General features: G+C 45.7%; 28 protein-coding genes. 1 reads left to right on the top strand and 27 read right to left on the bottom strand.

Annotation, left to right across the window (positions count from 1 at the left end; all coding sequences use genetic code 11):
* Positions 1-66: 66 nt before the first annotated feature.
* Positions 67-933, top strand: a complete 867-nt coding sequence (locus AC1MEO_RS01860) for a YitT family protein (protein WP_480333928.1) — start codon at positions 67-69, stop codon at positions 931-933.
* Between the two features lie 40 nt (positions 934-973).
* On the opposite strand, the gene AC1MEO_RS01855 is transcribed toward AC1MEO_RS01860, so the two are convergent.
* The 27 genes from AC1MEO_RS01855 to AC1MEO_RS01725 all read right to left on the bottom strand — a co-directional run bounded on the left by AC1MEO_RS01855 (position 974) and on the right by AC1MEO_RS01725 (position 23,482).
* Positions 974-1,651 (bottom strand): zinc metallopeptidase, encoded by a 678-nt coding sequence (locus tag AC1MEO_RS01855; protein ID WP_480333927.1) that lies wholly within the window; start codon positions 1,649-1,651, stop codon positions 974-976.
* Between the two features lie 54 nt (positions 1,652-1,705).
* Positions 1,706-2,317, bottom strand: coding sequence for a lipoprotein heptaprenylglyceryl N-acetyltransferase LhaT (lhaT, locus tag AC1MEO_RS01850; RefSeq protein WP_480333926.1), 612 nt, complete (start codon positions 2,315-2,317; stop codon positions 1,706-1,708).
* 62 nt (positions 2,318-2,379) lie between these two features.
* Positions 2,380-3,162, bottom strand: coding sequence for a c-type cytochrome (locus AC1MEO_RS01845; RefSeq protein WP_480333925.1), 783 nt, complete (start codon positions 3,160-3,162; stop codon positions 2,380-2,382).
* A gap of 38 nt (positions 3,163-3,200) precedes the next feature.
* Complete coding sequence (gene qcrB, locus AC1MEO_RS01840; protein WP_480333924.1) at positions 3,201-3,875, bottom strand: menaquinol-cytochrome c reductase cytochrome b subunit; 675 nt, start codon at positions 3,873-3,875, stop codon at positions 3,201-3,203.
* 21 nt (positions 3,876-3,896) lie between these two features.
* A complete protein-coding gene (locus tag AC1MEO_RS01835; protein WP_480333923.1) occupies positions 3,897-4,400 on the bottom strand; it encodes a QcrA and Rieske domain-containing protein in 504 nt (167 codons plus the stop codon).
* Positions 4,401-4,540: 140 nt separating this feature from the next.
* Positions 4,541-4,993: a DUF2487 family protein gene (locus AC1MEO_RS01830; protein WP_480333922.1), complete on the bottom strand. Its 453-nt coding sequence runs from the start codon at positions 4,991-4,993 to the stop codon at positions 4,541-4,543.
* A gap of 9 nt (positions 4,994-5,002) precedes the next feature.
* Complete coding sequence (locus AC1MEO_RS01825) at positions 5,003-5,563, bottom strand: ReoY family proteolytic degradation factor (protein WP_480333921.1); 561 nt, start codon at positions 5,561-5,563, stop codon at positions 5,003-5,005.
* 14 nt (positions 5,564-5,577) lie between these two features.
* A complete protein-coding gene (locus AC1MEO_RS01820; protein ID WP_480333920.1) occupies positions 5,578-6,831 on the bottom strand; it encodes a tetratricopeptide repeat protein in 1,254 nt (417 codons plus the stop codon).
* Positions 6,832-6,908: 77 nt separating this feature from the next.
* Positions 6,909-8,201 carry a 3-phosphoshikimate 1-carboxyvinyltransferase gene (gene aroA / locus AC1MEO_RS01815; RefSeq protein WP_480333919.1) on the bottom strand — a complete coding sequence of 431 codons (1,293 nt, stop codon included), beginning with the start codon at positions 8,199-8,201 and terminating at the stop codon, positions 6,909-6,911.
* A 16-nt stretch (positions 8,202-8,217) separates the two neighbouring features.
* Positions 8,218-9,306: a prephenate dehydrogenase gene (locus AC1MEO_RS01810; RefSeq protein WP_480333918.1), complete on the bottom strand. Its 1,089-nt coding sequence runs from the start codon at positions 9,304-9,306 to the stop codon at positions 8,218-8,220.
* A complete protein-coding gene (aroH, locus tag AC1MEO_RS01805; protein WP_480333917.1) occupies positions 9,303-9,686 on the bottom strand; it encodes a chorismate mutase in 384 nt (127 codons plus the stop codon). The genes AC1MEO_RS01810 and aroH overlap by 4 nt, the downstream gene beginning before the upstream one ends.
* On the bottom strand, positions 9,683-10,759 hold the full coding sequence (gene aroB / locus AC1MEO_RS01800; protein ID WP_480333916.1) for a 3-dehydroquinate synthase: 1,077 nt from the start codon (positions 10,757-10,759) through the stop codon (positions 9,683-9,685). Before aroB ends, aroH begins: the two co-directional genes overlap by 4 nt.
* A 2-nt stretch (positions 10,760-10,761) precedes the next feature.
* Positions 10,762-11,934 (bottom strand): chorismate synthase, encoded by a 1,173-nt coding sequence (gene aroC, locus AC1MEO_RS01795; protein WP_480333915.1) that lies wholly within the window; start codon positions 11,932-11,934, stop codon positions 10,762-10,764.
* Positions 11,935-12,161: 227 nt separating this feature from the next.
* Entirely contained in the window at positions 12,162-12,608 is a 447-nt protein-coding gene (gene ndk / locus AC1MEO_RS01790) for a nucleoside-diphosphate kinase (protein WP_480333914.1), read from the bottom strand.
* Positions 12,609-12,693: 85 nt separating this feature from the next.
* Complete coding sequence (gene hepT / locus AC1MEO_RS01785; RefSeq protein WP_480333913.1) at positions 12,694-13,668, bottom strand: heptaprenyl diphosphate synthase component II; 975 nt, start codon at positions 13,666-13,668, stop codon at positions 12,694-12,696.
* Positions 13,669-13,685: 17 nt separating this feature from the next.
* Positions 13,686-14,390 (bottom strand): demethylmenaquinone methyltransferase, encoded by a 705-nt coding sequence (locus AC1MEO_RS01780; protein ID WP_480333912.1) that lies wholly within the window; start codon positions 14,388-14,390, stop codon positions 13,686-13,688.
* Positions 14,391-14,395: 5 nt separating this feature from the next.
* Complete coding sequence (locus tag AC1MEO_RS01775) at positions 14,396-15,172, bottom strand: heptaprenyl diphosphate synthase component 1 (RefSeq protein ID WP_480333911.1); 777 nt, start codon at positions 15,170-15,172, stop codon at positions 14,396-14,398.
* Positions 15,173-15,248: 76 nt separating this feature from the next.
* Positions 15,249-15,470, bottom strand: coding sequence for a trp RNA-binding attenuation protein MtrB (gene mtrB / locus AC1MEO_RS01770; RefSeq protein WP_058385037.1), 222 nt, complete (start codon positions 15,468-15,470; stop codon positions 15,249-15,251).
* 21 nt (positions 15,471-15,491) lie between these two features.
* On the bottom strand, positions 15,492-16,076 hold the full coding sequence (gene folE, locus AC1MEO_RS01765) for a GTP cyclohydrolase I FolE (protein ID WP_480333910.1): 585 nt from the start codon (positions 16,074-16,076) through the stop codon (positions 15,492-15,494).
* 642 nt (positions 16,077-16,718) lie between these two features.
* A complete protein-coding gene (locus AC1MEO_RS01760) occupies positions 16,719-16,991 on the bottom strand; it encodes an HU family DNA-binding protein (RefSeq protein ID WP_006829858.1) in 273 nt (90 codons plus the stop codon).
* Positions 16,992-17,163: 172 nt separating this feature from the next.
* Positions 17,164-17,874 (bottom strand): hypothetical protein, encoded by a 711-nt coding sequence (locus tag AC1MEO_RS01755; RefSeq protein ID WP_480333909.1) that lies wholly within the window; start codon positions 17,872-17,874, stop codon positions 17,164-17,166.
* 10 nt (positions 17,875-17,884) lie between these two features.
* Positions 17,885-18,088, bottom strand: a complete 204-nt coding sequence (locus AC1MEO_RS01750) for a DUF2768 domain-containing protein (protein ID WP_480333908.1) — start codon at positions 18,086-18,088, stop codon at positions 17,885-17,887.
* An 87-nt stretch (positions 18,089-18,175) separates the two neighbouring features.
* Positions 18,176-19,195: an NAD(P)H-dependent glycerol-3-phosphate dehydrogenase gene (locus AC1MEO_RS01745; RefSeq protein ID WP_480333907.1), complete on the bottom strand. Its 1,020-nt coding sequence runs from the start codon at positions 19,193-19,195 to the stop codon at positions 18,176-18,178.
* A gap of 21 nt (positions 19,196-19,216) precedes the next feature.
* Positions 19,217-20,527, bottom strand: a complete 1,311-nt coding sequence (der, locus tag AC1MEO_RS01740) for a ribosome biogenesis GTPase Der (RefSeq protein ID WP_480333906.1) — start codon at positions 20,525-20,527, stop codon at positions 19,217-19,219.
* A gap of 93 nt (positions 20,528-20,620) precedes the next feature.
* Positions 20,621-21,655 (bottom strand): type 2 isopentenyl-diphosphate Delta-isomerase, encoded by a 1,035-nt coding sequence (fni, locus tag AC1MEO_RS01735; protein WP_480333905.1) that lies wholly within the window; start codon positions 21,653-21,655, stop codon positions 20,621-20,623.
* Between the two features lie 22 nt (positions 21,656-21,677).
* Complete coding sequence (gene rpsA, locus AC1MEO_RS01730) at positions 21,678-22,823, bottom strand: 30S ribosomal protein S1 (protein ID WP_480333904.1); 1,146 nt, start codon at positions 22,821-22,823, stop codon at positions 21,678-21,680.
* A gap of 68 nt (positions 22,824-22,891) precedes the next feature.
* Positions 22,892-23,482: a lysophospholipid acyltransferase family protein gene (locus AC1MEO_RS01725; RefSeq protein ID WP_480333903.1), complete on the bottom strand. Its 591-nt coding sequence runs from the start codon at positions 23,480-23,482 to the stop codon at positions 22,892-22,894.
* Position 23,483: the final 1 nt, after the last annotated feature.

Raw genomic sequence — 23,483 nt, 5'->3', positions numbered from 1 at the left:
GTTGTCAAAATACATTATTTCAACGATAATACAGAAGTTGATATTCAAGAAAGGGGCTTGACTGAATTGAAAGAATTAAAAATAAAAAATATCTTTTTCATCCTGTTGGGTGCCGCCATCTACAGTTTTGGGTTTGTCCATTTCAATATCCAAAACCAACTGGGCGAAGGCGGCTTTGCCGGGATTACATTGATTTTGTACTTTATCTTCCAGTGGGACCCAGCATTAATGAACCTGCTTTTGAATATCCCTTTGTTTTTTATTGGTTGGAAACTTCTTGGCAGAAAGGTTTTTCTTTATACCGTTATTGGAACAGTTGCGGTTTCTGTATTTCTGAAGATTTTTCTGATCTACGAAATCCAAATCAACTTGCAGGATGATCTTTTCCTTGCAGCATTGTTTGCCGGAGTTTTTGTTGGCGTCGGGCTCGGAATTATTTTCCGCTATGGCGGAACTACAGGCGGTGTCGACATTATTGCACGCCTGGCTCAGAAATATATCGGCTGGAGCATGGGCAAAACAATGTTCCTATTTGATGCCGGCGTCATCATGCTGTCCTGGCTGACATTCCTCGACCATCGTTCGATGATGTATACATTGGTTGCCGTTTTTGTCGGCGCACGCGTCATCGATTTTGTACAGGAAGGCGCCTATGCTGGACGTGGTGCTTTGATCATCTCAAATTCACAGGAAGAAATCGCCAGCCGGATTGCTGCCGAAATGGATCGGGGCATCACCATTCTTCGCGGTTATGGCCACTTCACAAAAGAAGAGCGCGAAGTCCTGTATTGTGTCGTAGCCCGAAACGAAATCGTCCGATTGAAGAACATCATCAACTCCGTCGACCCTCATGCGTTTGTTTCCTTGATTGAAGTGCACGACGTCATGGGCGAAGGATTTACGCTTGATGAAGAAAAGCGGCCGATTGGCTAATGGACATAGAAAAAACGGCCCTTTTTTATGGGCCGTTTTTTTATGAGCGGTTCATGCCTGTATAGATCAAAATCAATCGGGCCAGTTCAAGAACTGCGACTGCGGTAGCTGCCACATAAGTCATCGCAGCTGCGCTCAGCACTTTTTTCGCGTGGCGTTCTTCGTCATTGCGGATGATGTTATGCGATAACAGTTGATCCATCGCCCGGTTGGAGGCATTAAACTCGACTGGCAAGGTCACCAATTGGAACACCACACCGGCAGCCAAAAGGATGATTCCGATCAATAACGCTCCACTCCAAGCAGAGAAAAACCCGATCATGATGAACACCCATGACATATTCGATGAAATATTAACGATTGGCACCATGCGATGGCGCAGGCGCAGGAAGGAATAATCCTCTGCATCCTGGATTGCATGTCCAACTTCGTGAGCCGCAACTGCGGTTCCGGCAACCGAGGCTTCATGGTAATTATGGCTGCTGAGTGCCACAGTCTTCGTCATCGGATTGTAATGGTCGCTCAGCATACCACGGCTTTCTACGACCTTAATGTCCTGAAGATTATTGGCATCCAGAATTGTGCGTGCTACCTGTGCCCCAGTATGGCCAGAGGTAGAGCGAATTTTCGAGTATTTCTTGTATGTTCTCTTTAATTTAAATTGCGCCCAAATCGGGATGATCAGCAAAAGGATAAAATATAAGATATATCCACCCATGTGTAAGCGACACCTCTTTCTTTCTACTTGATACCTCTATTTTACTTGGCTTAGTCAATATTGGTCAACTGAAACGGATTGTGATTTATTCAAATAAGCCACATAAAAGGCAAAGCCGACACAAGCTATCGACAACCAAAAAGTGAAGTAGCCGATTTGGCTGCTGTATGCGTTCAAAGTGCTGTAAATCGGCATTTGGCCAAAAACATAGTCGATAACATCGTTATGCAAAGTCCAAATGGCCGTTAACGCTGCAGCCAGCCAGCCAAAACGGTAGTGTTCGATATACAGGACCGCCTGAAGAGCCATGGCAAAATGAGAACCGATCAGCATCCAGCCAATCCACCCGATTGAACCGGTTTCCCACAAGGTCAGCAAATTCATGACGACTGCCCATAAGCCGTATTTGATCAACGTGACAAATGCCAATGCTTCAAACAACCGGCTCCGCTTGCCAAAAATCCATAGCCCCAGCACAATAGTGAAAAACAGGCTGGCTGTCGGACTGTCAGGAACAAATATTAAAAAGATTGGCTCGGTGATTTTCAGTTGCCAGCCATACCATATGTATCCATAAATTGTTCCGCCCAAGTTAATGAAGAATAGCAGGATTAAAAATGGACGGAACATCAACCATGCAGAAATCTTAATCGCAAAGGATAGCATTAGTTTCTTCCTTTCAGAGTAGAAAAAAAGAGCCGGTTTCCCGGCTCTTTTTCTACTTTTTATTATTCAGCTTCAAGGCCAGAAATAAATTCAGATAGGACTTGCAGATCTTCATCTGTTCCGTCCCATGATGGAGGCATAGTTTGCGCGCCATCTTTTTCAATGCCGTTGACAGCAATGTCAGCGATTTCTTCAGGAGTCAAGCCTGTGCCGACTAGAGTCGGTCCGACTGCACCTTCCAAATTATCGCCGTGGCAACTAATACAAGCGGCACCAGAGTAGACTTCATATCCTGGGTCAGTTGTATCAATTTCGACTTCCTCTGTAATTTGTCCCTGCGCTTCAGCAGCTTCCCAGTCATGGTTTGCTACCGATTCCCAAGTAAGGAAAATGATAGAAGCAATTCCGAGTAGCATAAATCCTGTAGGCAATGGACGTTTCGAAGGACGTCTTTCCGGTCCGCGATCCAAGAATGGCGCTAACATAAGTGCACCGAAAGCAAGGCCCGGAACGATGATGGCACCAACCACGTTGAATGGCCCGGAAGCGAATTCATATTTCAGCAATTGATATAAGAACAAGAAATACCAGTCAGGTAAAGGAATATAAGCTGTATTAGTCGGGTCAGCCTGGCCTTCAAGAGGCGAAGGGTGAGCGACAGTCAAAAGCAGATAACCAATTAAGAAGACGGAACCAATCATCCATTCTTTCAAAAGGAAGTTTGGCCAGAATGCTTCTGTTTTACCAGGGTATTCGGAGTAATCTTTAGGAACATTCGGCTGACGGAATTCCATACCTGGAACACGCGAATCTCCTACAAATTTCATCCCTTTTCCGCGATGCATAGTGTTCCCTCCTTAAAAAATCCTTGTTGCGGAATAAATTATAGCGGTCCTGAAATACCCTGTCTTCTGATCATGATAAAGTGAGCAGCTAGCAACCCAAGCAAAGCCGCAGGCAAGAAGAAGACGTGGATAGCGAAAAATCGTGTCAAGGTCTGTGCACCGAGGATTGTTGTATCCCCAGCTAGTAGAAGCTTGATCGATTGGCCGATCACCGGTACAGATGCCGCAATTTCAATCCCAACTTTTGTTGCAAATAGAGCTTTCATATCCCATGGAAGCAAGTAACCTGTGAAACTTAAACCAAGGATAACGCCAAATAGCAAAACGCCCACGACCCAGTTCAATTCACGAGGTTTCTTATAAGAACCTGTAAAGAATACCCGCAGTGTATGAAGGAAAATCATAACTACTACAAGAGAAGCTCCCCAGTGATGCATCCCACGCACAATTTCTCCAAAAGCGACTTCGTTTTGAAGATAATAAACCGACTGCCAAGCATTTTCAATATCTGGTACATAATACATTGTTAAGAACATACCGGATAAGATCTGAATCACTGTAATGAAAAATGTAAGTCCTCCAAAACAATAAACAAATGCTGAAAAGTGGTGTGCGGGGTTTACGTGCTCAGGTACTTCATGGTCAGCAATATCACGCCAGATAGGCGTAATGTCTAATCGCTCATCAACCCAATCATATAACTTGTTTAGCACTGGTGTCGTACCCCCTAACTATTAAACTATTGTGTTTGCTCTTACTGCACCGATCGCTACAAAGCCATCCTGATCTCGTACTTCGTACTCATCAAGTGGTCCAAGCGGTGGTGTTCCTGCGATGTTCTGTCCGTTTTTCTCATAACGGCCTGCGTGGCATGGACAGAAGAATTGTGTCGGGTTTTCTGGATCTCCCGCCCAGTTCACTGTACATCCTAAATGTTTGCAGACAGGTGAAAGCGCGATTAACTTATCGCCTTCTTTATACACCCAAGCTGAATTCGTCACTTCAGATGTATACCATGCATCAACCTGTTCGAAAGCAAAGTCGACACGTACTGGTTCTTCAGTGATATCAGCTACAGCTTGATCAGTTAAAACGAAGTCTCCGGCTTCATGTTGCTGAAGTAACGGGTCTACCGCAAAACGAACCATTGGCATCAACATACCTGCTGCCATAAAACCGCCTACACCCGTTAAAGTGTAGCCTAAAAATTGACGTCGTGATACACGATTATTACTCATCCTTTTCCCCCCTCTAACATTCAAGGTCAGTCCAATGGACATACTCATTCAAATATAATTACTAGGACAACCTAATGATATATCAATCAAATCTTTAGGTCAATATCGCATTCAGCGTATTCACACAGTTTGTGAACATTTCATGAATGATGTGACCATTCTTTCGTAAATAGCGGCAATACCTGCCTCAACTGGTCTTCCATGACTGATTTTTTGAAAGATTGATCCATATCTTCAATCGGAATCGCCGGCAGCCATAAAACATTTTTCAGGCTGTCGATCGTCCGCCATTCCGAATCAGTGGTCAAATAAAAGACATGCTTGAATTTCGTATGCTGCAGTTCTTCCGATAGTTCATCGGCTATTCGCTGCCGATTCGCTATTTTGGCATAAGAAACGGGCGGAAACAAAAGTATCCGCCCTTTAAATTGCTTTTCCAATAATGCGGTCAAGGTTTGCAGGTATTCAGAAGCTCCTGCACTCGCCTTCATCCCTGCTGCACTTAAATCTAACTGAAGCAGCGGCACAACGGCAGTATCTACATAATCCTGCTGGCTTAAGTACTGATCCATTTCTTTTCCGATAAAATGCATAACACTCTTTCACACTCCGTCTTTTTTCAGGGCCTTGAACGCCTTCAGCATCGCTGACAGTTCAAAAAACCGCTCGCGATCATTGGCGTCCAATGCCTCATCAATTTGCTTATGAATTGTTTCTTCCTGAAAAATCGCCATACTTTCCTCAAGAATTTTCTCAGCGATCAGGCTATCCTGTTCATTGATTGATACATTTTTAGGCATATAAGGATTTTCTTCCAGCACTGACAAATACAGAGCCGGTGGAGGAATGTTCGGGAAATTTAATTGGACATACAAATCGTCATCAGGATTCAATCGCAGATCATGAAACGACTTTTCCGCATCCGCTGTCATCAAATTCCCTTTATAGAAGCGAAACGGTATTTCTTTCGATTCAGTTGAGGACATGACCATTGCACGCGGACAATAATGCGCTTCTTCAACAAAATGGGTTTTTTCAAGCAGTTCTTCATTGCTCAACATATAATTAAGAATCCAAATGCATTCACGTCTTTTCATCTTGTATGACTGCAGAAACCAACGAACAAATTGCTTTTTTTCACCTATCGATACTGAAGCGGTCATGAAATTTCCTCCTTTCAGTCAAACGACTGCTGCCAGTCGAACCATTCCGGATTTTCCGGTTCCAAGACCTGCAGCTCTTTAATAATTTCGAGGGCTGCCTCTCTTTTTCCTTCTTCAATTAGGAATAAGGCATATTTTTTCAGGAAACCGGCATCTTCTTTAAAGGATGGGTACGCCTTTTCGTAATAGACTGTTGCTTGAGCGTAGTTTTCAGAACGTTCATAGGCTTCAGCAATCATCGGATAAAGGCCTGCCCAGTCGTCGCCACTTTCGATCACCATGTCTGCAAGCTCAAGAACTTCTTCATCCATCTCTTCTGCGTGGAAATAAGATACCAGTGTGTAGATGGCTTCCATGTATTCCGGATCCAGTGCAATTGCCTGGCGCAGATGGGCAACACCCTCATCGGGCTTGCCAAGTTTCATCGCCAACTTGCCTGCGAACAGGTACAATTCCTTGTCGAATTCATCTCTGGCTATTCCTTCGCTGATTACCTGATAGGCTGCCGGGTAATCTTCCGTCATATTCAAGCATTGCGCTTTCAGCAAATAAGCAGAGAAATAATCCGGATCGATGCCGATCAGTTCGTCAAGACGGCGGATCGCCATTTCGTATTGCCGTGTCTGGAAAGCAGCAAATGCAGCGCCGAACAGAACGTCTGGCGTACGTTGGCCTTCCAATGCCTTGTCATAATAGGGCAAAGCTTCTTCATACGCAGCGCCAGCACTGTAAACTTCGGCCAGCCGTTCAGAAAGGCTGACTCCTTCAATTACAACCTGCTGTGCTTCCAGCTCCTGATAAATTTTAGCCGATTCCAGGTAGCGTCCGGAATCCAGCAGCAACTCCGCTTTCGCCTGCTGCAGCAGCGGCTCATCCGGCATCAATTCAATCGCTTCGTTCAAGCGGTTCTCAGCGGCTTCAAGCAAGCCTTGAAGCTGGAACAGATCCGCCAGTGTCACAAGTGCCTGAGCGTACAGCTCATCGTCCTTAGGCACTTCCATTAATGCATTCAATGCGTCGTCTTCCCGGTCGGCGTCAATCAGCAGATTGGCCCGGTCGATGATCAACTGCGCTTCTTCAGGGAAAATATACTGCAGATGCTCCAGCACTTTGATTGCTTCTTCCACAAAACCGATTTCCGCAAGCCATTCCGACAAACCGTATTGCTCATCAGGATCGCCCTGCAGCAAATACTTCTCCAGTAAAGTGTTCAGGAGATTTGGATCTCCTTGTTCAACTGCTTTTTGTATCTCTTCAATAGTAGCCATTCCATCACCTATTCCTTCACGTTCTTATTCTCATCCTACACGAAAAGACTGCTTTATCATAATAAAAAAACTCTCCATCAGGAGAGTCCATTTGTCAGTAAATTTAATTGTTCAAAGAAGTTCGGATAAGAAATTGAGATGCATTCCGGATCGTCGATCACAACTTCCCCAGAAGCGGCCAAAGCACCGATTGCCGCCATCATGCCGAGGCGATGGTCGCCATAAGAAGCTAGTTCAGCACCGGTCAAAGAAGTCGGTCCATGGATGATCATGCCATCTTCTGTCGCTTCGATGTCCGCGCCCATTTTCGACAATTCCTTGACGACTGCTGCAATGCGGTCCGTTTCCTTGACCCGCAGCTCTTCAGCGTCTTTAATCACGGTCGTCCCTTCGGCTTGTGTTGCAATCAGGGCAATCAAAGGAATTTCATCAATCAACCGTGGAATCAAGTCACCGCCGATTTCAATTCCTTTTAAGCTGCTGGAATAAACGGTCAGGTCGGCAGAGCGTTCTCCCAGTGTTTCCTTTTCTTCCAGATCAAAAGAAGCACCCATTTGTTCAATCACATCCAAAATGCCTGTCCGTGTCGGATTGATGCCGACATTCTTCAATGTCACTTTGCTGCCTTCTGTAATCAATGCAGCGCCGATCATGAACGCCGCGGATGAAATATCGCCAGGAACCTTTACATGTGCAGCGGTCAATTTTTGTCCGCCTTCCAGCTTGATCAAGTGGTCTTCGCGTGTGATCGTCGCGCCAAAATGTTCCAGCATAATTTCCGTGTGGTCACGTGAAGCAATCGGTTCGTGGATGACTGTCTTGCCATCCGCTTTCAATGCTGCCAAAAGAATGGCGGATTTCACTTGTGCACTGGCGACCGGCAAGGTATAGTCTATCGCCTTCAACGGGGTTCCTTGAACTGCTAAAGGCGTATACTGTCCATCCATTCGTCCACGGATATCGGCCCCCATTTCACGAAGCGGATTAATGATGCGCTTCATCGGGCGTTTGGCGATCGATTCGTCACCAGCCAAAATGGAGTGGAACCCTGTTCCAGCCAATAAACCGAGCATCAAGCGTGTTGTCGTCCCAGAGTTGCCAGTGTCCAGCACTTCGGAAGGTTCTTTCCAGGAATCCTCCCCTTCGCTTTGGATGGTTACCAGGTCATCAGTGATATCGATTTCAACTCCAAGTTTCCTGAAACAGGAAATAGTGCTTAAGCAATCGTCTCCCATGAGGAAGCCCTCAACTGTTGTCGTGCCGGTCGCCATAGATCCGAACATGATGGCACGGTGGGAAATCGACTTGTCCCCAGGCACTTGAATGCTGCCTTTCAGGGAAGGTTTTTTATATGCTAGCGATAATGCCATGGGCTTATCCATCCTTTCAGGAAATGTACGAATCGTAAACTGTCCGTGCTGAAATGCATTTCTGGGCACGGGCGCGGTCTTCGGCAGTCTGGAAACTGATGACAAGAATACCGAAAACATCCTCGCGTGTTTCCAAAATCCGGAGGTTGACGATGCTGATCCCTTCTTCTGCCAGATAGCCCGTCAATTCCGAAATGCTGCCCGGAACATCCGGGATATCAATATAAAGATCAAATACGGAGAACATCGCTCCATGCCCTGCTATCGGCAATTGGTCGCGCACCATTTTAGCATGCGAAAAGAATTGCTGGATCGGTTCGGGATCATTTTTTACAAGCATATCCTTCAGTTGCTCCATCTGTTCCATCCAGTTGCTTAATTGCTGGACGATCATGGCATTATTCTGGGTGGTGATGTCCCGCCACATTTCCGGATTAGACGAAGCGATACGCGTCGTGTCCCGGAAGCCGCCTGCTGCCAATTGCCGGGCAAACGGGAATTTTTCCTCCTGATCCAGTTGATGGACCAGCGAAGCAGCGATCAAATGCGGGAAATGGCTGACGATGGCTGTCATATGGTCGTGCTCTTCCGCTGGCAGCACTTCGATTTTCGCCTTTGTCACCGCCAATAATTCCTTAAGAAACTGAAGACGCTTTTCATCGGTTTTTTCACCAGGAGTTAAAATATAAAAAGCATTTTCAAATAAGACATCTTTCGCAGCCTCTACACCGCTTTTATGAGATCCCGCCATCGGGTGGCCGCCAATGAACAGGCGATCCAGACTTTTTGAAGCTTCCATTATCTGGATTTTCGTACTGCCTGTATCTGTCAAAATAACATCTTCTTTTAAATTCCAGTATTTGCTTTGCTCCATCAATTTGATAGTGGCACCGACCGGCGTGGCGAAAACAATGACATCCGCTTCAGAGGCAGCCTGCTCAAGCGATGGCGGCGAACTATGTATAATGCCCATTTTAAAAGCTTTTCTTGCAGTTAATGCATCGGCATCGTAGCCCGCTACATGGATATCGCTGTTGCGCTGAAGCGCTTTTGCAAGCGACCCGCCAATCAAGCCCAATCCAATGATTAATATATGAGTTGTCACGTCGAACTCACCTGGCTTTTAGCTGTCAAATCAGGACGCAATTTCGTCGCTTCATTCAAATAAACATGATGGATCTCCTGCTGGCCAAGCTCTGTATTGACGTGCATCATTACACGGATACACAAAGGCATGCTGCCGGGAACGTCCATTTCATGCGTGCACATGACCGGTACATAATTCCAATCTTCAATCGTCCGGACAGCTTTTGCAGGAAAAGCCGAAGAGATATCTGTCGTTGTCGAAATGATGACAGAAGCGACATGATCCGGTTCAATTTTATTTTCTTTGGCCATCTCCAAAACCAGCCGTCTTGTTTCTTTCAGGACTTCTTCCGGCTGATCTGCAGAAACCGTGATTGCACCTCTTACTCCACGTATCATCCAATCACTTCTCCTATCCTTGAAACTAATTTTTCATATGCAGAACTGGCAAGCTGTTCTTCCACTTTTTGAACAAATGGTTTGCCCGTCTGTTCAAGCAAGACAAAATTCAGCGCTCCTCTTGAGGATTTTTTGTCTTTTTTCATATAAGGCAATAAGGCTTCAAACTGAATTTCCGCAAGCAAATGAAGCGGATAGCCATTCGCATCGGACCACCGGATAAACTCATCCAATTTTTTATGCTCCGATAATAGCAAGGCATAGGACATGCCCAGCACCACAGCTTCCCCGTGCGTCAGTTTGCCATAGCCCAGATAGCCTTCCAACGCATGGGCCAGGGTATGGCCGAAATTCAAGTATTTACGGACGCCGCCTTCAAATTCATCTTCTTCGACGATTGCCGCTTTTACAGCGATGCCTTTTTCCAGATGGCGATTCAGATCCTCTTGGGCCATTCCCTTGAAATCACGGATGGCCAACAGTTCTGCCAGCCACTCTTCATTGGATATGAAAGCGTGTTTGATCACTTCCGCCATTCCGGAACGCACTTCGCCCGGTGGCAATGTAGCCAACAGCTTGCTGTCATACAAAACTGCTTTTGGCTGGTAAAATGTGCCGATCATGTTCTTGCCCAATTCGTGATTGATGGCTGTTTTTCCGCCTACCGCACTGTCATGGGCTAAAATCGTCGTGGGCAGCTGAATAAACGGGATGCCGCGCATGAAAGTCGAAGCGACAAATCCAGCCACATCTCCTGTCGCTCCGCCGCCAAATGCCAACAGCAAAGAATCTCTCGAGCAGTTTTCGGAAAGCAGAAAGCTGTGGCATGCCATGAAGGTTTCCACTGATTTAGCGCTTTCTCCAGCGGGTACGGTCAAAACACGGATATCCCAGTCTGCCAAAAACCCCATTAAATACTGCAAGTGAAGCTCTGCCACCCGTTCATCCGCAATAATGACAATGCGGTCTGCTGCATCCAGCAAGGGGCGATAAGCATCAGCAAACAAATCGAATACCCCGGCACCAATATGGACTGTATATGGATGGTCAGCTTCGACCCGCAATTGCTTCATGCTTAAAACTCCTTCGTGTAATTCAGGTAATTTTTCAAGTTGTCGACCAGGCGCGGCATTTGATCTGCATCAAATTGATCCAGCAAGGCGTTTGCCACTTCCCAAGCCACTACATGTTCAGCAACAATCGAAGCGGCTGGCACTGCACAGCTGTCAGATCGCTCAATGCTCGCCTGGAATGGTTCTTTTGTTTCGATGTCCACACTGTTTAACGGTTTGTATAGTGTCGGAATCGGTTTCATGACGCCTCTTACAATAATTGGCATTCCAGTTGTCATACCACCCTCGAATCCGCCAAGATTATTGGTTTTGCGGGTATAGCCATTTTCTTCATCCCATAGGATTTCATCGTGCACTTCACTGCCGGGTTTTCTGGCCATTTCGAAGCCTAAGCCGAATTCCACACCTTTAAAAGCATTGATGCTCATGATGGCTGCTGCCAGTTTGGCATCCAGTTTCCGGTCATAATGGACATAGCTTCCGATCCCTGCCGGCATGCCTTCCACAATCACTTCCACTGTTCCTCCGATAGAGTCGCCATTTTTCTTCGTTTGGTCAATCAAATCCGTCATCTGTTTGGTAACGGATGGGTCTGCACAATAAACTGCATCATTTTCAACGATTTCGCGGATTTCATCAGCAGACTTTCCAAGATAGCTTTCCGGATTTACTTTGATGCCGCCGATTTCTGTTACGTGTGAGACGATCTTGATGCCAAGTTCCGCGAGCAATTGCTTGGCTACTGCCCCAACTGCCACACGAACCGTCGTCTCACGTGCTGAAGACCGCTCCAGGACGTTTCTAAGATCGCGGTGGCCATATTTAATGCCGCCGTTCAAATCTGCATGTCCAGGACGCGGACGCGATATTTGGCGTTTCACTTCTTCTGTATCTTCAATCGGTTCGATTCCCATAATGGAGGTCCAGTGTTTCCAATCGTCGTTTGTGACGACTAGAGCGACAGGAGAACCCAATGTTTTGCCGTGCCGAACGCCGGAAACAATTTCAACCGTATCTGTTTCGATTTGCATCCGTCTTCCGCGTCCATGCCCGCCTTGGCGCCTTTTCAACTCTTTATTAATCATTTCTGCCGTCAAAGGCAATTGCGCCGGCAACCCCTCTATGATGGCAGTCAATTGCGGACCGTGTGATTCTCCTGCTGTTAAATAACGCATTTACGCTTTCTCCCTTCAACGTGCTAAAGTATTTATGTATCACTATACCATAAGGTATTTCTTCAATTCTATATGAAAATCAGATAAAGTGAAACTTCAATCAATTGAGAATTATTACCTTCATTATTTGTTCATTTCCATATAAAAAATAGAGCCGCCCGAAAACCGGACGGCTCTATCAGTAAAGATATAAAAAAAGCAGCTAGGCTGCTTTTAATCAGAATGGATTAGTTAACCCAGCTGTTGATTGTTTTTTCATATGAAACCAATTCTTCTTCTTTGAAGAACAAGCCGATTTCGCGTTCTGCGCTTTCAGCAGAATCTGAACCGTGAATCATATTTTTGCCGACAGTGACTGCGAAGTCTCCGCGGATTGTTCCTGAAGCTGCATCTTTAGGGTTCGTAGCGCCCATCATTTGACGTGCAGTCAAAATAACGTTTTCGCCTTCCCAAACCATTGCGAATACAGGACCAGAAGTGATGAACTCAACCAATTCACCGAAGAAAGGGCGTTCTTTGTGCTCGCCGTAATGCTCTTCAGCCAACTCCGTAGAGATCTGCATCAATTTAGCACCTGCTAAATGATATCCTTTTTTCTCAAAACGTGCGACGATTTCTCCGATTACGTTCCGTTGAACGCCATCTGGTTTAACCATTAAAAATGTTTTTTCCAATGTAAACACTCCTCTATTAAAAGCTCGGGCTTTTAGCCCACCTTAAAAAATACTATCATTGTCGACTCATTTGTCAACCGGCAACTTAAAAATTCCGTTTGCCGATAAAGAAGGCAATTTTCCTCATCGTTTTCACCGCTCGTCCTTTAGGCAGGAAAGAAAGTTCCCGCAAGGCTTTTTCCAGATATCGTTCGCTCATGGCTTTGGCTTCTTCGATGGCAGAACTGTTGCGGATCGTCGCGACAATCTTCAATCGTTCTTCATTGGAAAGTTCCTTGTTGAGATTAGCTTTCAGCATGGCATAGATTTCGGGATCTTTTCGCGCACATAAAATAGGCAAAGTGATATTCCCTTGGATAAAATCGCTGCCTGCCGGTTTCCCTAATTCTTCATCAGTTGATGTGAAATCCAGGATGTCGTCGATGATCTGGAATGACATCCCGATAAAATAACCGAAGCGGCGCAAATGCGCTGCAGTTTTCTCATCTGTTCCCGAAACAAGAGCCCCCAATTCACAACTGGAAGAAATCAGCAAAGCCGTCTTCCGTTTGATGCGCCGGAAATAATCCCGTAAATTCTGGTCCAATTTGTATTTATCTTTGATTTGAATAATTTCGCCCCGGCAAACTTCGATCAAGGTTTTGGAGAGGATTTCATGGACCCGTGGAGATTCAATTTCAGCTATCCGTTCCAATGCACGCGCCAAAATGAAATCACCCGTGTACATCGCCACACTGTTGTTCCATTGCGCTTTGACGGTCGGTCGGCCTCTGCGGATCTCCGAATCGTCTATGACGTCGTCGTGGACGAGTGAAGCCATATGGATCAGCTCGAGTGGCACTGCCACCCGTTTCATGACTTCAATATCATAATTGCCGAATTTTCCAGCAAGCAAAACAAAAACAGGTCGGATTCTTTTCCCTCCGGCCTGCAATAAATGAAGAGACGCATCATTTAAAAGGAGAGATTCAGAATCCACTGCCCGTTCCAATTCCTTCTCGATCATTTCCAGTTCCGGTCTAAGGTCGGAATAGAGCAATTTCAACTTCATCTTTTCCACTTAAAATCCTTCTCCCGCTAATTTACTTTTTTTATTCCTAGGTGGAGGGCTGCGGCGCCTCCTGTATAAGGCTTATACTTCACTTTTTCAAATCCGACTTCAGCGAAAAGTTTCGCCAATTGTTTCATGCCCGGGAATGATTTTGCGGATTCCTGCAACCATGAATACTCTTTGTAGCTTTTGGCGAAAAGTTTACCGAAAACAGGCATAACGAAACGGAAATACATTCTGAAAAAAGGCTTAAAAACAATGTTTTCAGGCTGTGAAGTTTCCAGGCAGGCAATCATTCCGCCTGGTTTCAATACACGATGCATCTCAGAAAGGACCTGACGGTAATCCGGAACATTGCGCAACCCAAAACCAATGGTTGCAAAATCAAATGAATTATCCGGGTAAGGCAATGACATGGCGTTTCCCTGGATCAAGTTGATCTGCGGCATATCTTTGGTTTTTTCATGGCCGACATTCAGCATATTCTGGCTAAAGTCCAATCCGACAACCTGTCCGGTTTCGCCGACAGCTTCTCCAAGTGCAATGGTCCAATCAGCAGTTCCACAGCAAACGTCAATAGCCGCAGCTCCTTTGGGAACCTGCATTTTGTACATGGTATCTTCACGCCATTTGTTATGCTGCTGAAAACTGATGACCGAATTCATCTGGTCATAGTTCTCTGATATTTTTTCAAACACTTCGTGGACTCTTTGTTCTTTCGTTTTAGGCATATCAGTCATCCTTCTCGGGTCAGCTGCTCAGCTCTATGCTGGTGCGGGGTTATTTGATGGAGCAAAAATTGTGCCAGTTCATAATCCAGTGAACAATCGGCAATGGATGCCAATATCTGTCCATGCAGGCTATCCAGTTTTTCCAATAGCCAATGTTCTGTGTAAATTTCATGAACAAGCTTTGCATTCAATTCACGCAGGAAATGCGTATAATCTTTAGACTGCAGCCGCTTCAACTCATCCGCATAGCGTATATACAACAACGCCTGTTTTGCGAGCGACTCGTATTCGGTATAGCCGTAAAATGTATAAAATGACATTAAAAGTTCAGTTTCAATAGTGATGATCGCTTTTTCTATTTCTTCAATCGGCCGAATTGCTTCTTCAAAAAACGAAGTTTTCTTTTCACTCACCTGAATGATCGCCGATGCCAATTGCTGGACCATGCCGATATTCTTGGAATTGACCAGCATCTGATAATAGATTCCACTATATAGATCTCCGGCCAAAACAGTCAGCTGCTGTTCTTTGATGATGGGCGAATCTTCTCTTATTTGATCATGGGCATGCAAAGCGGCATAGACGATGGAAACTGTTTTTGCAGAGGACTCAATTTCTGCTGACCAAGTTTTCCCGCCAAAAAAAGGCAATAACAAAAAAAATAAACGGGATTCTTTGACAGAAGGACCTTCTGTAAATTCATCGAGTGTCTGCTGCCGTACAGCATTGACGACCTCGATTTCCATGGAAATAATTTTCGATTGTATTTGATGTCCGTTCATACTGCTTGCTCCATTCATGATTTAGCCATACTACAATAGTATATCACAGGCAAAGCCTTGCCTTCATCCAATATCGTTATTTTTTAGCTTCACTTTCAACGATACCGTGGGCAGAATGAATTTCCGCTTTACCGCGGATTTTCATAGCTGAAGTATGCTCAGTAAACTGAGCAATCATCACTTCGCCTTTATCCAATTTTTCAGTATGGTGAAATTTTGTATCATTGCCACGAGTCAATCCTATGACGTTCACGCCGTCTTCCTGTGCGCGAATAACAATATATTCTGTCTGAGCCATTTTCCCACCTGCTTTTCCGTATTAGTCCATATTGATATATGTGATTACTTCTGAACGCTTGATGTCGTCGGTTTCGAAAATGCCCCTGGACACAGCTGTCATTGTCTTTGAGCCCGGCTTCTTGATGCCTCTCATGGTCATGCACATATGCTCCGCTTCAATCATGACGTAAACGCCATGCGGGTTTAATGTTTCCATCAATGAATCTGCTATCGTCGAAGTGATGCGTTCCTGCAGCTGTGGCCGTTTTGCGACTGTTTCTACCGCACGGGCCAACTTACTTAATCCTGTCACGATTCCGTCGCGAGGAATATAGGCGATATGCGCTTTTCCGAAAAACGGAACGAGGTGATGTTCGCACATCGAGTAGAAAGGAATATCTTTGACGAGCACCAATTCTTCATGACCTTCATGAAAAACTGTTTTGAAATATTCTTTTGGATCTTCCTTCAATCCAGAAAATACTTCTGCATACATCTTAGCTACCCTTTTAGGCGTATCCTTTAATCCTTCTCGGTTTACGTCTTCCCCAACTGCCTCTAGAATCATCGAGACAGCTTGCTCTATTTTATCAAGGTCTACTTTATGTGCTTTCACATCTATCATTCTGTTTCCTCCTGTTGAAGACGAATCGTTATTTTTGTGGCAGCAGGATGGCTACCAACAGATATTTTTCTATGTCAGTTTTTCCTGCAACGCTTTTTCTTTTCTGGTTTGCGGCTTCGGCGGCCTGCTCCTCGGGTCATAAGCCACTCTGGCTATGCGGCAAAGTACGCCGCTTCGCCAGATCGTCTTATGCCTGTCGGAGGCCCACAGGATGTGGGTCAGGTAACCGTTGCGGCAGGAAGCCGCGGTTCTAGGTTACCTTCCTTATCCGCCTCCGCTTTTCTCATTGTCTAGCTTCGGCGATCAAACCCTCGGGATCATAAGCCGTTCCGCCTGTGTGGCAAAGTGCGCCACTTCGGCAGCCCGTCTTATGCCCTTCAGGTTTTCTCGATCGCCTCCGCTTTTCTCATTGTCTAGCTTCGGCGGCCTGCTCCTCGGGTCATAAGCCACTCTGGCTATGCGGCAAAGTACGCCGCTTCGCCAGATCGTCTTATGCCTGTCGGAGCAGAACGGCCGCCTCCGCTTTTCTCTCATGAATCGTAGCATACGCACAGGTGTTTCGCAAAACTGTTGACTCAAAAAAAGAATGACTTTTGCAAGATTGTGTCTCGCAAAAGTCATCCTATGTACAGAGGCTAAAGCTTACTTCACTGCGTCTTTAAGCGCTTTACCTGGCTTAAATGCAGGAACTTTGCTTGCAGCGATCTCAATTTCAGCTCCAGTTTGTGGATTACGTCCTTTGCGGGCCGCGCGTTCGCGTACTTCAAAGTTACCGAATCCGATCAACTGTACTTTTTCACCTTTAGTTAAAGCGTCTTGAATCGTCTCAAATGCAGCGTCAACTGCTTTGGCAGCGTCTTTACGAGAAAGTTCAGCTGCTTCAGCAACAGAGTTCACTAATTCTGTTTTGTTCATGCTATTCACCTCCTCTCAAAGGGGATGCAACCATCAATCCTGTAAAAAGAGTATCACATCGAAAATCGCATAGCAACAACAAACAGCTTGCTTTTTCAATAAATCCACCAAATACTAACAAAATTTTCTAAAAAGAGGTCATTTCTATCAAAATCGCGTCAAATCAATGTTTTCACTCCGCTAAAAATACTGGTTCATTTTCTTCATTGATTGTGTAGGGAAGAGAATAAGCAGGAACTACCGGGTGGTCTTCATACAGGATAAAGCGGATATCCTGACCAGGTTCCAACTCCCCTTCATACTCTTGAAGAGCTGTATAAAGGTCCATCGAATAATCAATATAGACATCACCGCTGCCAGTGATTATCATAGGCAAATTCCGGCCGCTATAGGGACTGACAACAGTTGGTTCCTCAGAGAATCCCATTGCTTCATGGTTAAACTTATAGACATTATCCGCCAAAATTTCGGCGATTGGAGCCTGTCCACCGTTGGCGCTTTTTCGTACATTAACAGACCTGATCGCTTCTGCTGCCTGCAGATCAACCAGTTTTACCGTTGGATTTTCTTCGACATCCATAAGAACGTACTGGAAAATACCACCGGTTTCAAATGCGTTTGTAGGTACTTCTGCCGTATAGTCGGGAACAATCTTCGAGAAATCGACTGGATATTTGATGTATTGGTCAACTTCCATATCCCGCGTCTTGATGGGAAGCAAGCCGCCTGTCGCCCCTCTGTATTGATTTACTGCGTTTTGGACTGTAATTATTTGATCCTCATACGGAATCTGGTTTTCAGCTCTTTCACTTTGCGGATAGCCACAAGCTGTAAGAAATGCAGCAAGCAACAAGAGCAGAATAAGCATTGATGTTTTTTTCATTTTCCTCACCTCATGCGCCGCCGGTAGGGCCGCTGAATACTGTGAATATCATGATAAAGAATCCAAGAATCAGCAAGATATATGCAACTAGCGCGAAAATAAATTTAAGGATGCCGTTTTTCAGTTTGTATCTGCTCAAGTAGATGAGACCCATTGAAATCATCAAAAAAGCAATTCCAGCAAATGATACCCACATTTTATCTAAAGCACTCATAATTGCCCGCCTTTCATAGTGTTTCAGTCAATAGTATAGCATAAAAAAAGAAGAGGCAGCTTGTAGCACCCTCTTCTTTTGTGACAATTAAAGCAAGTTGATCAAATCTTCCATTTCGTTCTTCTTCGTGCGTCCCATCAGCGTTCCAACCGCATCATCGGTCGATACATTGTCAAATAGAACCGAATAAAGTGCAGCTGTAATCGGCATCGGCACATCATACGCTTTCGACATTTGATAAGCCGCTTTTGTCGTCCGGATCCCCTCGACGACCATGCCCATTTCTTCCAGCACTTCATCCAGGGATTTACCTTTTCCAAGCATATTCCCGGCCCGCCAATTACGCGAATGGACGCTAGTGCAGGTCACGATTAAATCACCCACTCCGGTCAATCCGGAGAAAGTTAAAGGAGTTGCCCCCATTTTCACGCCGAGCCGTGCAATTTCTGCGAGTCCGCGCGTCATGATCGCGGCTTTTGCATTATCGCCAAATCCTAAACCGTCAGTGATTCCGACAGCCAAAGCGATGATGTTTTTCAATGCACCGCCAATTTCAACACCGATCACATCGGTATTGGTATAGACGCGGAAATAATGGTTCATGAACAGGTCCTGGACCCGGTTAGCTGATGCGGTGTTCTCGCAAGCTGCTGTAACGGTTGTCGGATGCTCCTGAACCACTTCTTCCGCGTGGCTTGGTCCGGACAATACGACCACATCTTCAATCCATTGTTCCGGTATTTCCTCACGGATCATTTCACTGATCCGCTTTAACGAATCCGGTTCAATCCCTTTGGAAACATGGACAAACAGAATTTTCCGGTCCAGATGCTTTTTGATATCCTGGCAAACTTCCCGGATGGCTTTTGTCGGAACGGCCAGCACATAGATATCCCCATGATCGACAGCCTTAGCCAAATCACTCGTTGCCTTCAGGCTTTCCGGCAATTGTGTATCTTTTAAATAGCGTTTATTTGTATGCTGGTTGATTTCATCGGCCTGTTCCTTGCGATGTGTCCAAAGTAATAAATCATGGCCGTTTTGAGCTAATACATAGCTCAAGGCGGTCCCCCAGCTTCCTGCTCCAAAAACAGAAACTTTTTCCATAAGCCAAAACCACCTTTTACCTTAAGTACGCGCTCTTGTTATAAGACGAAGAGGAGTTCCTTCAAAATCGAAGCTATCACGAATCCGGTTTTGCAAGAAGCGTTCATAGCTGAAATGCATCAGATCCGGTTCATTGACAAAGACGACGAATGTCGGCGGCTTGATTGCTACTTGTGTCGCATAATAAAGACGCAGACGACGGCCTTTATCTGATGGCGCAGGATTCATCGCAACGGCATCTTCAATAACTTCATTCAAGATACTCGATTGGATGCGTCTTGAATGGTTGTCGTTCACTTTATTGACGATTTCCAAAATACTGTGCACACGCTTGCCGCTGATTGCGGAGACAAACATAATCGGAGCATAATCCAAAAATAGGAAATGTTCACGGATTTTGCGTGTCATCACGTTCATTGTTTTTTCATCTTTTTCGACAGCATCCCATTTATTCACAATAATGATGATTGCTTTGCCGGCTTCATGTGCATATCCAGCGATTTTTTTGTCCTGTTCCTGAATGCCTTCTTCTGCATTCAGAACCACTAAAACAACGTCTGAGCGTTCAATGGCACGCAAGGCGCGCAAAACACTGTACTTTTCGGTCGTTTCATAGACTTTCCCTTTTTTACGCATTCCGGCCGTGTCGATTATGACATACGGCTGCTCATTGTATTCATACTGTGTATCTATAGCGTCGCGCGTGGTGCCTGCTACTTCGCTGACAATAACCCGCTCTTCCCCTAGGAAAGAGTTTACAAGAGAGGATTTGCCGACATTCGGACGGCCGATCAATGAGAATTTGATGACATCATCCGGATATTCTTCGTCGTCGTCTTTCGGGAAGTTTTTAGCAACTTCGTCCAAAAGATCCCCTAATCCCAAACCGTGGGATCCTGAAAGCGGGAAAGGTTCACCCAATCCTAATGTGTAAAAATCATAAATCATGTGGCGCATATCGGGATTGTCAATTTTATTGACGGCCAGAATGACCGGTTTTTTCGTACGGTATAAAATTTTTGCTACCTGCTCGTCCTGCGCTGTGACACCATCGCGTCCGTTAACGAGGAAAATGATGACATCCGCTTCGTCCATAGCGATTTCTGCCTGCTGGCGGATCTGTTCAAGGAATGGCTCGTCACGAAGATCGATGCCTCCTGTGTCTATAATGTTAAATTCATGTGTCAGCCAATCTGCCGAACTGTAAATACGGTCACGCGTCACTCCTGGAATATCTTCCACGATGGAAACCCGTTCTCCTACCACGCGATTGAATATCGTGGACTTACCAACGTTCGGCCGGCCAACTATTGCTACTACCGGTTTAGACATAATAAATTCATCCTTCCACTTCTGATATGCCTATTATACACGAAAAAGGCGATGGCATCTGTTAAATGTCCATCCCCTTAAAATGTGCAATATTCAGTTTTTCTCAAGGTTTGCATAAGATGCCGGATTGAAGCCTCTGACGCTGAGATACTGCGCCAATTCTCCCGTGATGACAGCCGGACATTTCTGCAGCTCCGCCAGGTTATCAGCCCCCAGAGCCGTCATCATCATCGCCAAATCCTCATAGAGGGCTTGTATATCCCTGATGAGCTGAGTTTCGCCTTCGTGCATCGCGGTCTTCAGAAAAGAACCGGCGAGACCCACGGCATCTGCCCCCAGCAAAAAGGCTTTGATCATGTCCTGTGCATCCTGTATGCCGCCGGAAGCAAAGACCGTTTTTTTAAAGACACTCCTCACTTCCACAATTGCTGCCGCTGTCGGGATGCCCCAGTCTTCGAAATACGCCAGTTTTCTTCTGCGGCGTTCATTTTCAATCAGCGCAAAATTCGTTCCGCCAAAACCGCTGACATCAATGGCAGAAATCCCGGTGCCTTTCAATTTCTCTGCCGTTTCGCGCGATACGCCAAAGCCGGTCTCTTTAATAATTACAGGAACAGAAAGCCGCTGTGCAATCGCCTCTATGCGGTCCAACGCTCCACGGAAATCGCGGTCCCCTTCAGGCATAGTCAGCTCCTGTACAACATTCAGGTGGATCTGCAATGCGTTCGCTTCGATCATCTCGACCGCTTCCTCCGCTTGCTGTACAGTTGCTTCACTGCCAAGGTTTGCGAACAGGATGCCGTTCGGGTTTTCTTTTCTGACGACCGCATAGGATTGCCGTTCGCTGCGGTCTTTGAGCGCCGCCATCTGTGATCCGACAGCCATCGCAACCCCAGTCTCCCTGGCCACCCGAGCCAAAAGGCCATTCAATTGTTCGGTGTCCCTGCCTCCGCCACCCGTCATGGCATTAATAAAAACAGGTGATTTCAAGTTCAAATCACCTGTTGTTGGTTTTATGGAGATACTGGATACTGCCGAGTCAGGCAAAGCCTGATGGACAAACCGGATATCATCAAACATGTTTTTTTTGCTCTGGCCTGTCGATAAAGCAAATTGTATATGGTCCATTTTCCGCTCAGCTCTCGACATATTATTCGGACTTAAATCCTTTTAATTTGTCACCGATCACATCACTGATGGAGAATCCAGTAGACTCTTCAGGCATATCATAATTGGAGAAATCATGTTCGCCTTCTTTTTCCTGCAATTCCTTGATGCTGAGCGACAGGCGTTTATCAGCTTTATTGACTTCCAGCACTTTAACTTGAACTTCTTCGCCTTCTGTCAATACCTCATTCGGTGTTGCGATGTGCTTGTGTGCAATTTGTGAAATGTGGACAAGCCCTTCGACTCCAGGCAAGACTTCCACAAACGCTCCATAGCTGACAAGGCGTTTGACTATTCCGGTATGGACGGAGCCTTTCGGCGCTTTTTCGTCGATGGAATCCCACGGCCCAGGAAGAGTATCCTTAATGGACAGCGAAATGCGTTCTGAATCACGGTCGACGGACAACACTTTAACAGTAACTTCCTGTCCTTCCGTCACCACGTCAGAAACCTTTTCCACGTGTTCATGCGACAGCTGGGATATGTGGACTAAGCCATCTACTCCCCCGATATCGACAAACGCACCGAAAGAAGCAATACGCTGCACTTTGCCTTTCAGCTCATCTCCGGCATGGATATGCTCCATTACCTGTTCTTTTTGCGACTCTTTTTCTTTCTCGATGACTGCGCGGTGAGAAAGAATCAGGCGATTATTTTCTTTTTCCATTTCAACAATCTTGAAGGTTAGTATTTTTCCTTTGTAATCTTCAAATGATTCTACAAAGTAATCTTCCACCAATGAAGCGGGAACAAATCCGCGCACGCCCAGATCAACTACCAGACCGCCTTTTACAACGTCTTTTACTTCAGCTTCAATAATCTCGCCCGATTCGAATTTTTTCTCCAATTCATCCCATGCCTGTTCGGCATCGACTTTGCGTTTGGATAAAACAAAATTCTCGTCTTCCACTTTCGTAATGATCAGATCTAGTTCATCACCAACATCTACTGAATCTGATGCCTTTTCGATATGCAGGCTTGATAACTCACTAATGGGTATGATGCCGTCAAAAGGCGCACCTTCAATCGTTACGGTTACTGCTTTTTCTTCTATTTTTGCCACTATTCCCTTTACGCGATCTCCTGTTTGGAAGTCACGGTTTTCCATCATGTTCGTTTCCTCTGACATAAGTAGCCCTCCTTCACAAACTATCCACCTTCTATTTTATTCGAATTCTCTAATAAAAACAAAAATTATCACTTATTGCCGGCGTAGTCATCCAAAATCTTCTGGATACTGGCCATTATTACCTCAGTCACTTCATCGGCTGAAGCTTTCCGTTCGCGGAATGCCTCCATCCGGATCGGTTCTCCGTATACGACTCTAACTTTGCGGAATGCTTTATAAGGCCCGATGATCGCACAGGGCATAACATCCGCATTGCCGCGCAGTGCGAAGAATCCTGCGCCGCTCAGGCCTTTTTGCAAAATGCCATCCGTTGAACGGGTTCCTTCAGGAAACAGCCCCACAACTTCACCGCTTTTCAAGAGCTTCAGCGCAGTACGCAGAGCTTCCCGATCACTCATCCCCCGTTTTACGGGAAAAGCGTTTACCTTTGGCAGCAGCGGCCCCAGAATGGGTGCCTTGAACAGCTCTTCTTTTGCCATGAAATGGACGGTCCTTGGTGCCGTCATTCCAACGACAGGGGGATCAAGTGCATGAATATGGTTAGAGCATAAAAGGATACCGCCTTCTTTCGGGAAATTTTCAGCTCCAATTACTTCAAAACGATATAAAGGGCTTAATACGGTCTTCACCAATCCTTTGCCAACTGCATATAAATTCACT

Source organism: Planococcus sp. BI3, from assembly GCF_056680115.1.
This window is presented reverse-complemented; position numbering and strand designations above follow the sequence as displayed.

Bases quoted from the DNA above. Each gene is read 5' to 3' on its own strand.
- AC1MEO_RS01855 (WP_480333927.1), bottom strand. From the start codon at position 1,651: ATGGGTGGATATATCTTATATTTTATCCTTTTGCTGATCATCCCGATT.
- lhaT (WP_480333926.1), bottom strand. From the start codon at position 2,317: ATGCTATCCTTTGCGATTAAGATTTCTGCATGGTTGATGTTCCGTCCA.
- AC1MEO_RS01845 (WP_480333925.1), bottom strand. From the start codon at position 3,162: ATGCATCGCGGAAAAGGGATGAAATTTGTAGGAGATTCGCGTGTTCCA.
- AC1MEO_RS01835 (WP_480333923.1), bottom strand. From the start codon at position 4,400: ATGAGTAATAATCGTGTATCACGACGTCAATTTTTAGGCTACACTTTA.
- AC1MEO_RS01830 (WP_480333922.1), bottom strand. From the start codon at position 4,993: ATGCATTTTATCGGAAAAGAAATGGATCAGTACTTAAGCCAGCAGGAT.
- AC1MEO_RS01825 (WP_480333921.1), bottom strand. From the start codon at position 5,563: ATGACCGCTTCAGTATCGATAGGTGAAAAAAAGCAATTTGTTCGTTGG.
- AC1MEO_RS01820 (WP_480333920.1), bottom strand. From the start codon at position 6,831: ATGGCTACTATTGAAGAGATACAAAAAGCAGTTGAACAAGGAGATCCA.
- aroA (WP_480333919.1), bottom strand. From the start codon at position 8,201: ATGGCATTATCGCTAGCATATAAAAAACCTTCCCTGAAAGGCAGCATT.
- aroH (WP_480333917.1), bottom strand. From the start codon at position 9,686: ATGATACGTGGAGTAAGAGGTGCAATCACGGTTTCTGCAGATCAGCCG.
- aroB (WP_480333916.1), bottom strand. From the start codon at position 10,759: ATGAAGCAATTGCGGGTCGAAGCTGACCATCCATATACAGTCCATATT.
- aroC (WP_480333915.1), bottom strand. From the start codon at position 11,934: ATGCGTTATTTAACAGCAGGAGAATCACACGGTCCGCAATTGACTGCC.
- AC1MEO_RS01780 (WP_480333912.1), bottom strand. From the start codon at position 14,390: ATGCCTAAAACGAAAGAACAAAGAGTCCACGAAGTGTTTGAAAAAATA.
- AC1MEO_RS01775 (WP_480333911.1), bottom strand. From the start codon at position 15,172: ATGAACGGACATCAAATACAATCGAAAATTATTTCCATGGAAATCGAG.
- mtrB (WP_058385037.1), bottom strand. From the start codon at position 15,470: ATGGCTCAGACAGAATATATTGTTATTCGCGCACAGGAAGACGGCGTG.
- folE (WP_480333910.1), bottom strand. From the start codon at position 16,076: ATGATAGATGTGAAAGCACATAAAGTAGACCTTGATAAAATAGAGCAA.
- AC1MEO_RS01760 (WP_006829858.1), bottom strand. From the start codon at position 16,991: ATGAACAAAACAGAATTAGTGAACTCTGTTGCTGAAGCAGCTGAACTT.
- AC1MEO_RS01755 (WP_480333909.1), bottom strand. From the start codon at position 17,874: ATGAAAAAAACATCAATGCTTATTCTGCTCTTGTTGCTTGCTGCATTT.
- AC1MEO_RS01750 (WP_480333908.1), bottom strand. From the start codon at position 18,088: ATGAGTGCTTTAGATAAAATGTGGGTATCATTTGCTGGAATTGCTTTT.
- AC1MEO_RS01745 (WP_480333907.1), bottom strand. From the start codon at position 19,195: ATGGAAAAAGTTTCTGTTTTTGGAGCAGGAAGCTGGGGGACCGCCTTG.
- der (WP_480333906.1), bottom strand. From the start codon at position 20,527: ATGTCTAAACCGGTAGTAGCAATAGTTGGCCGGCCGAACGTTGGTAAG.
- fni (WP_480333905.1), bottom strand. From the start codon at position 21,655: ATGGACCATATACAATTTGCTTTATCGACAGGCCAGAGCAAAAAAAAC.
- rpsA (WP_480333904.1), bottom strand. From the start codon at position 22,823: ATGTCAGAGGAAACGAACATGATGGAAAACCGTGACTTCCAAACAGGA.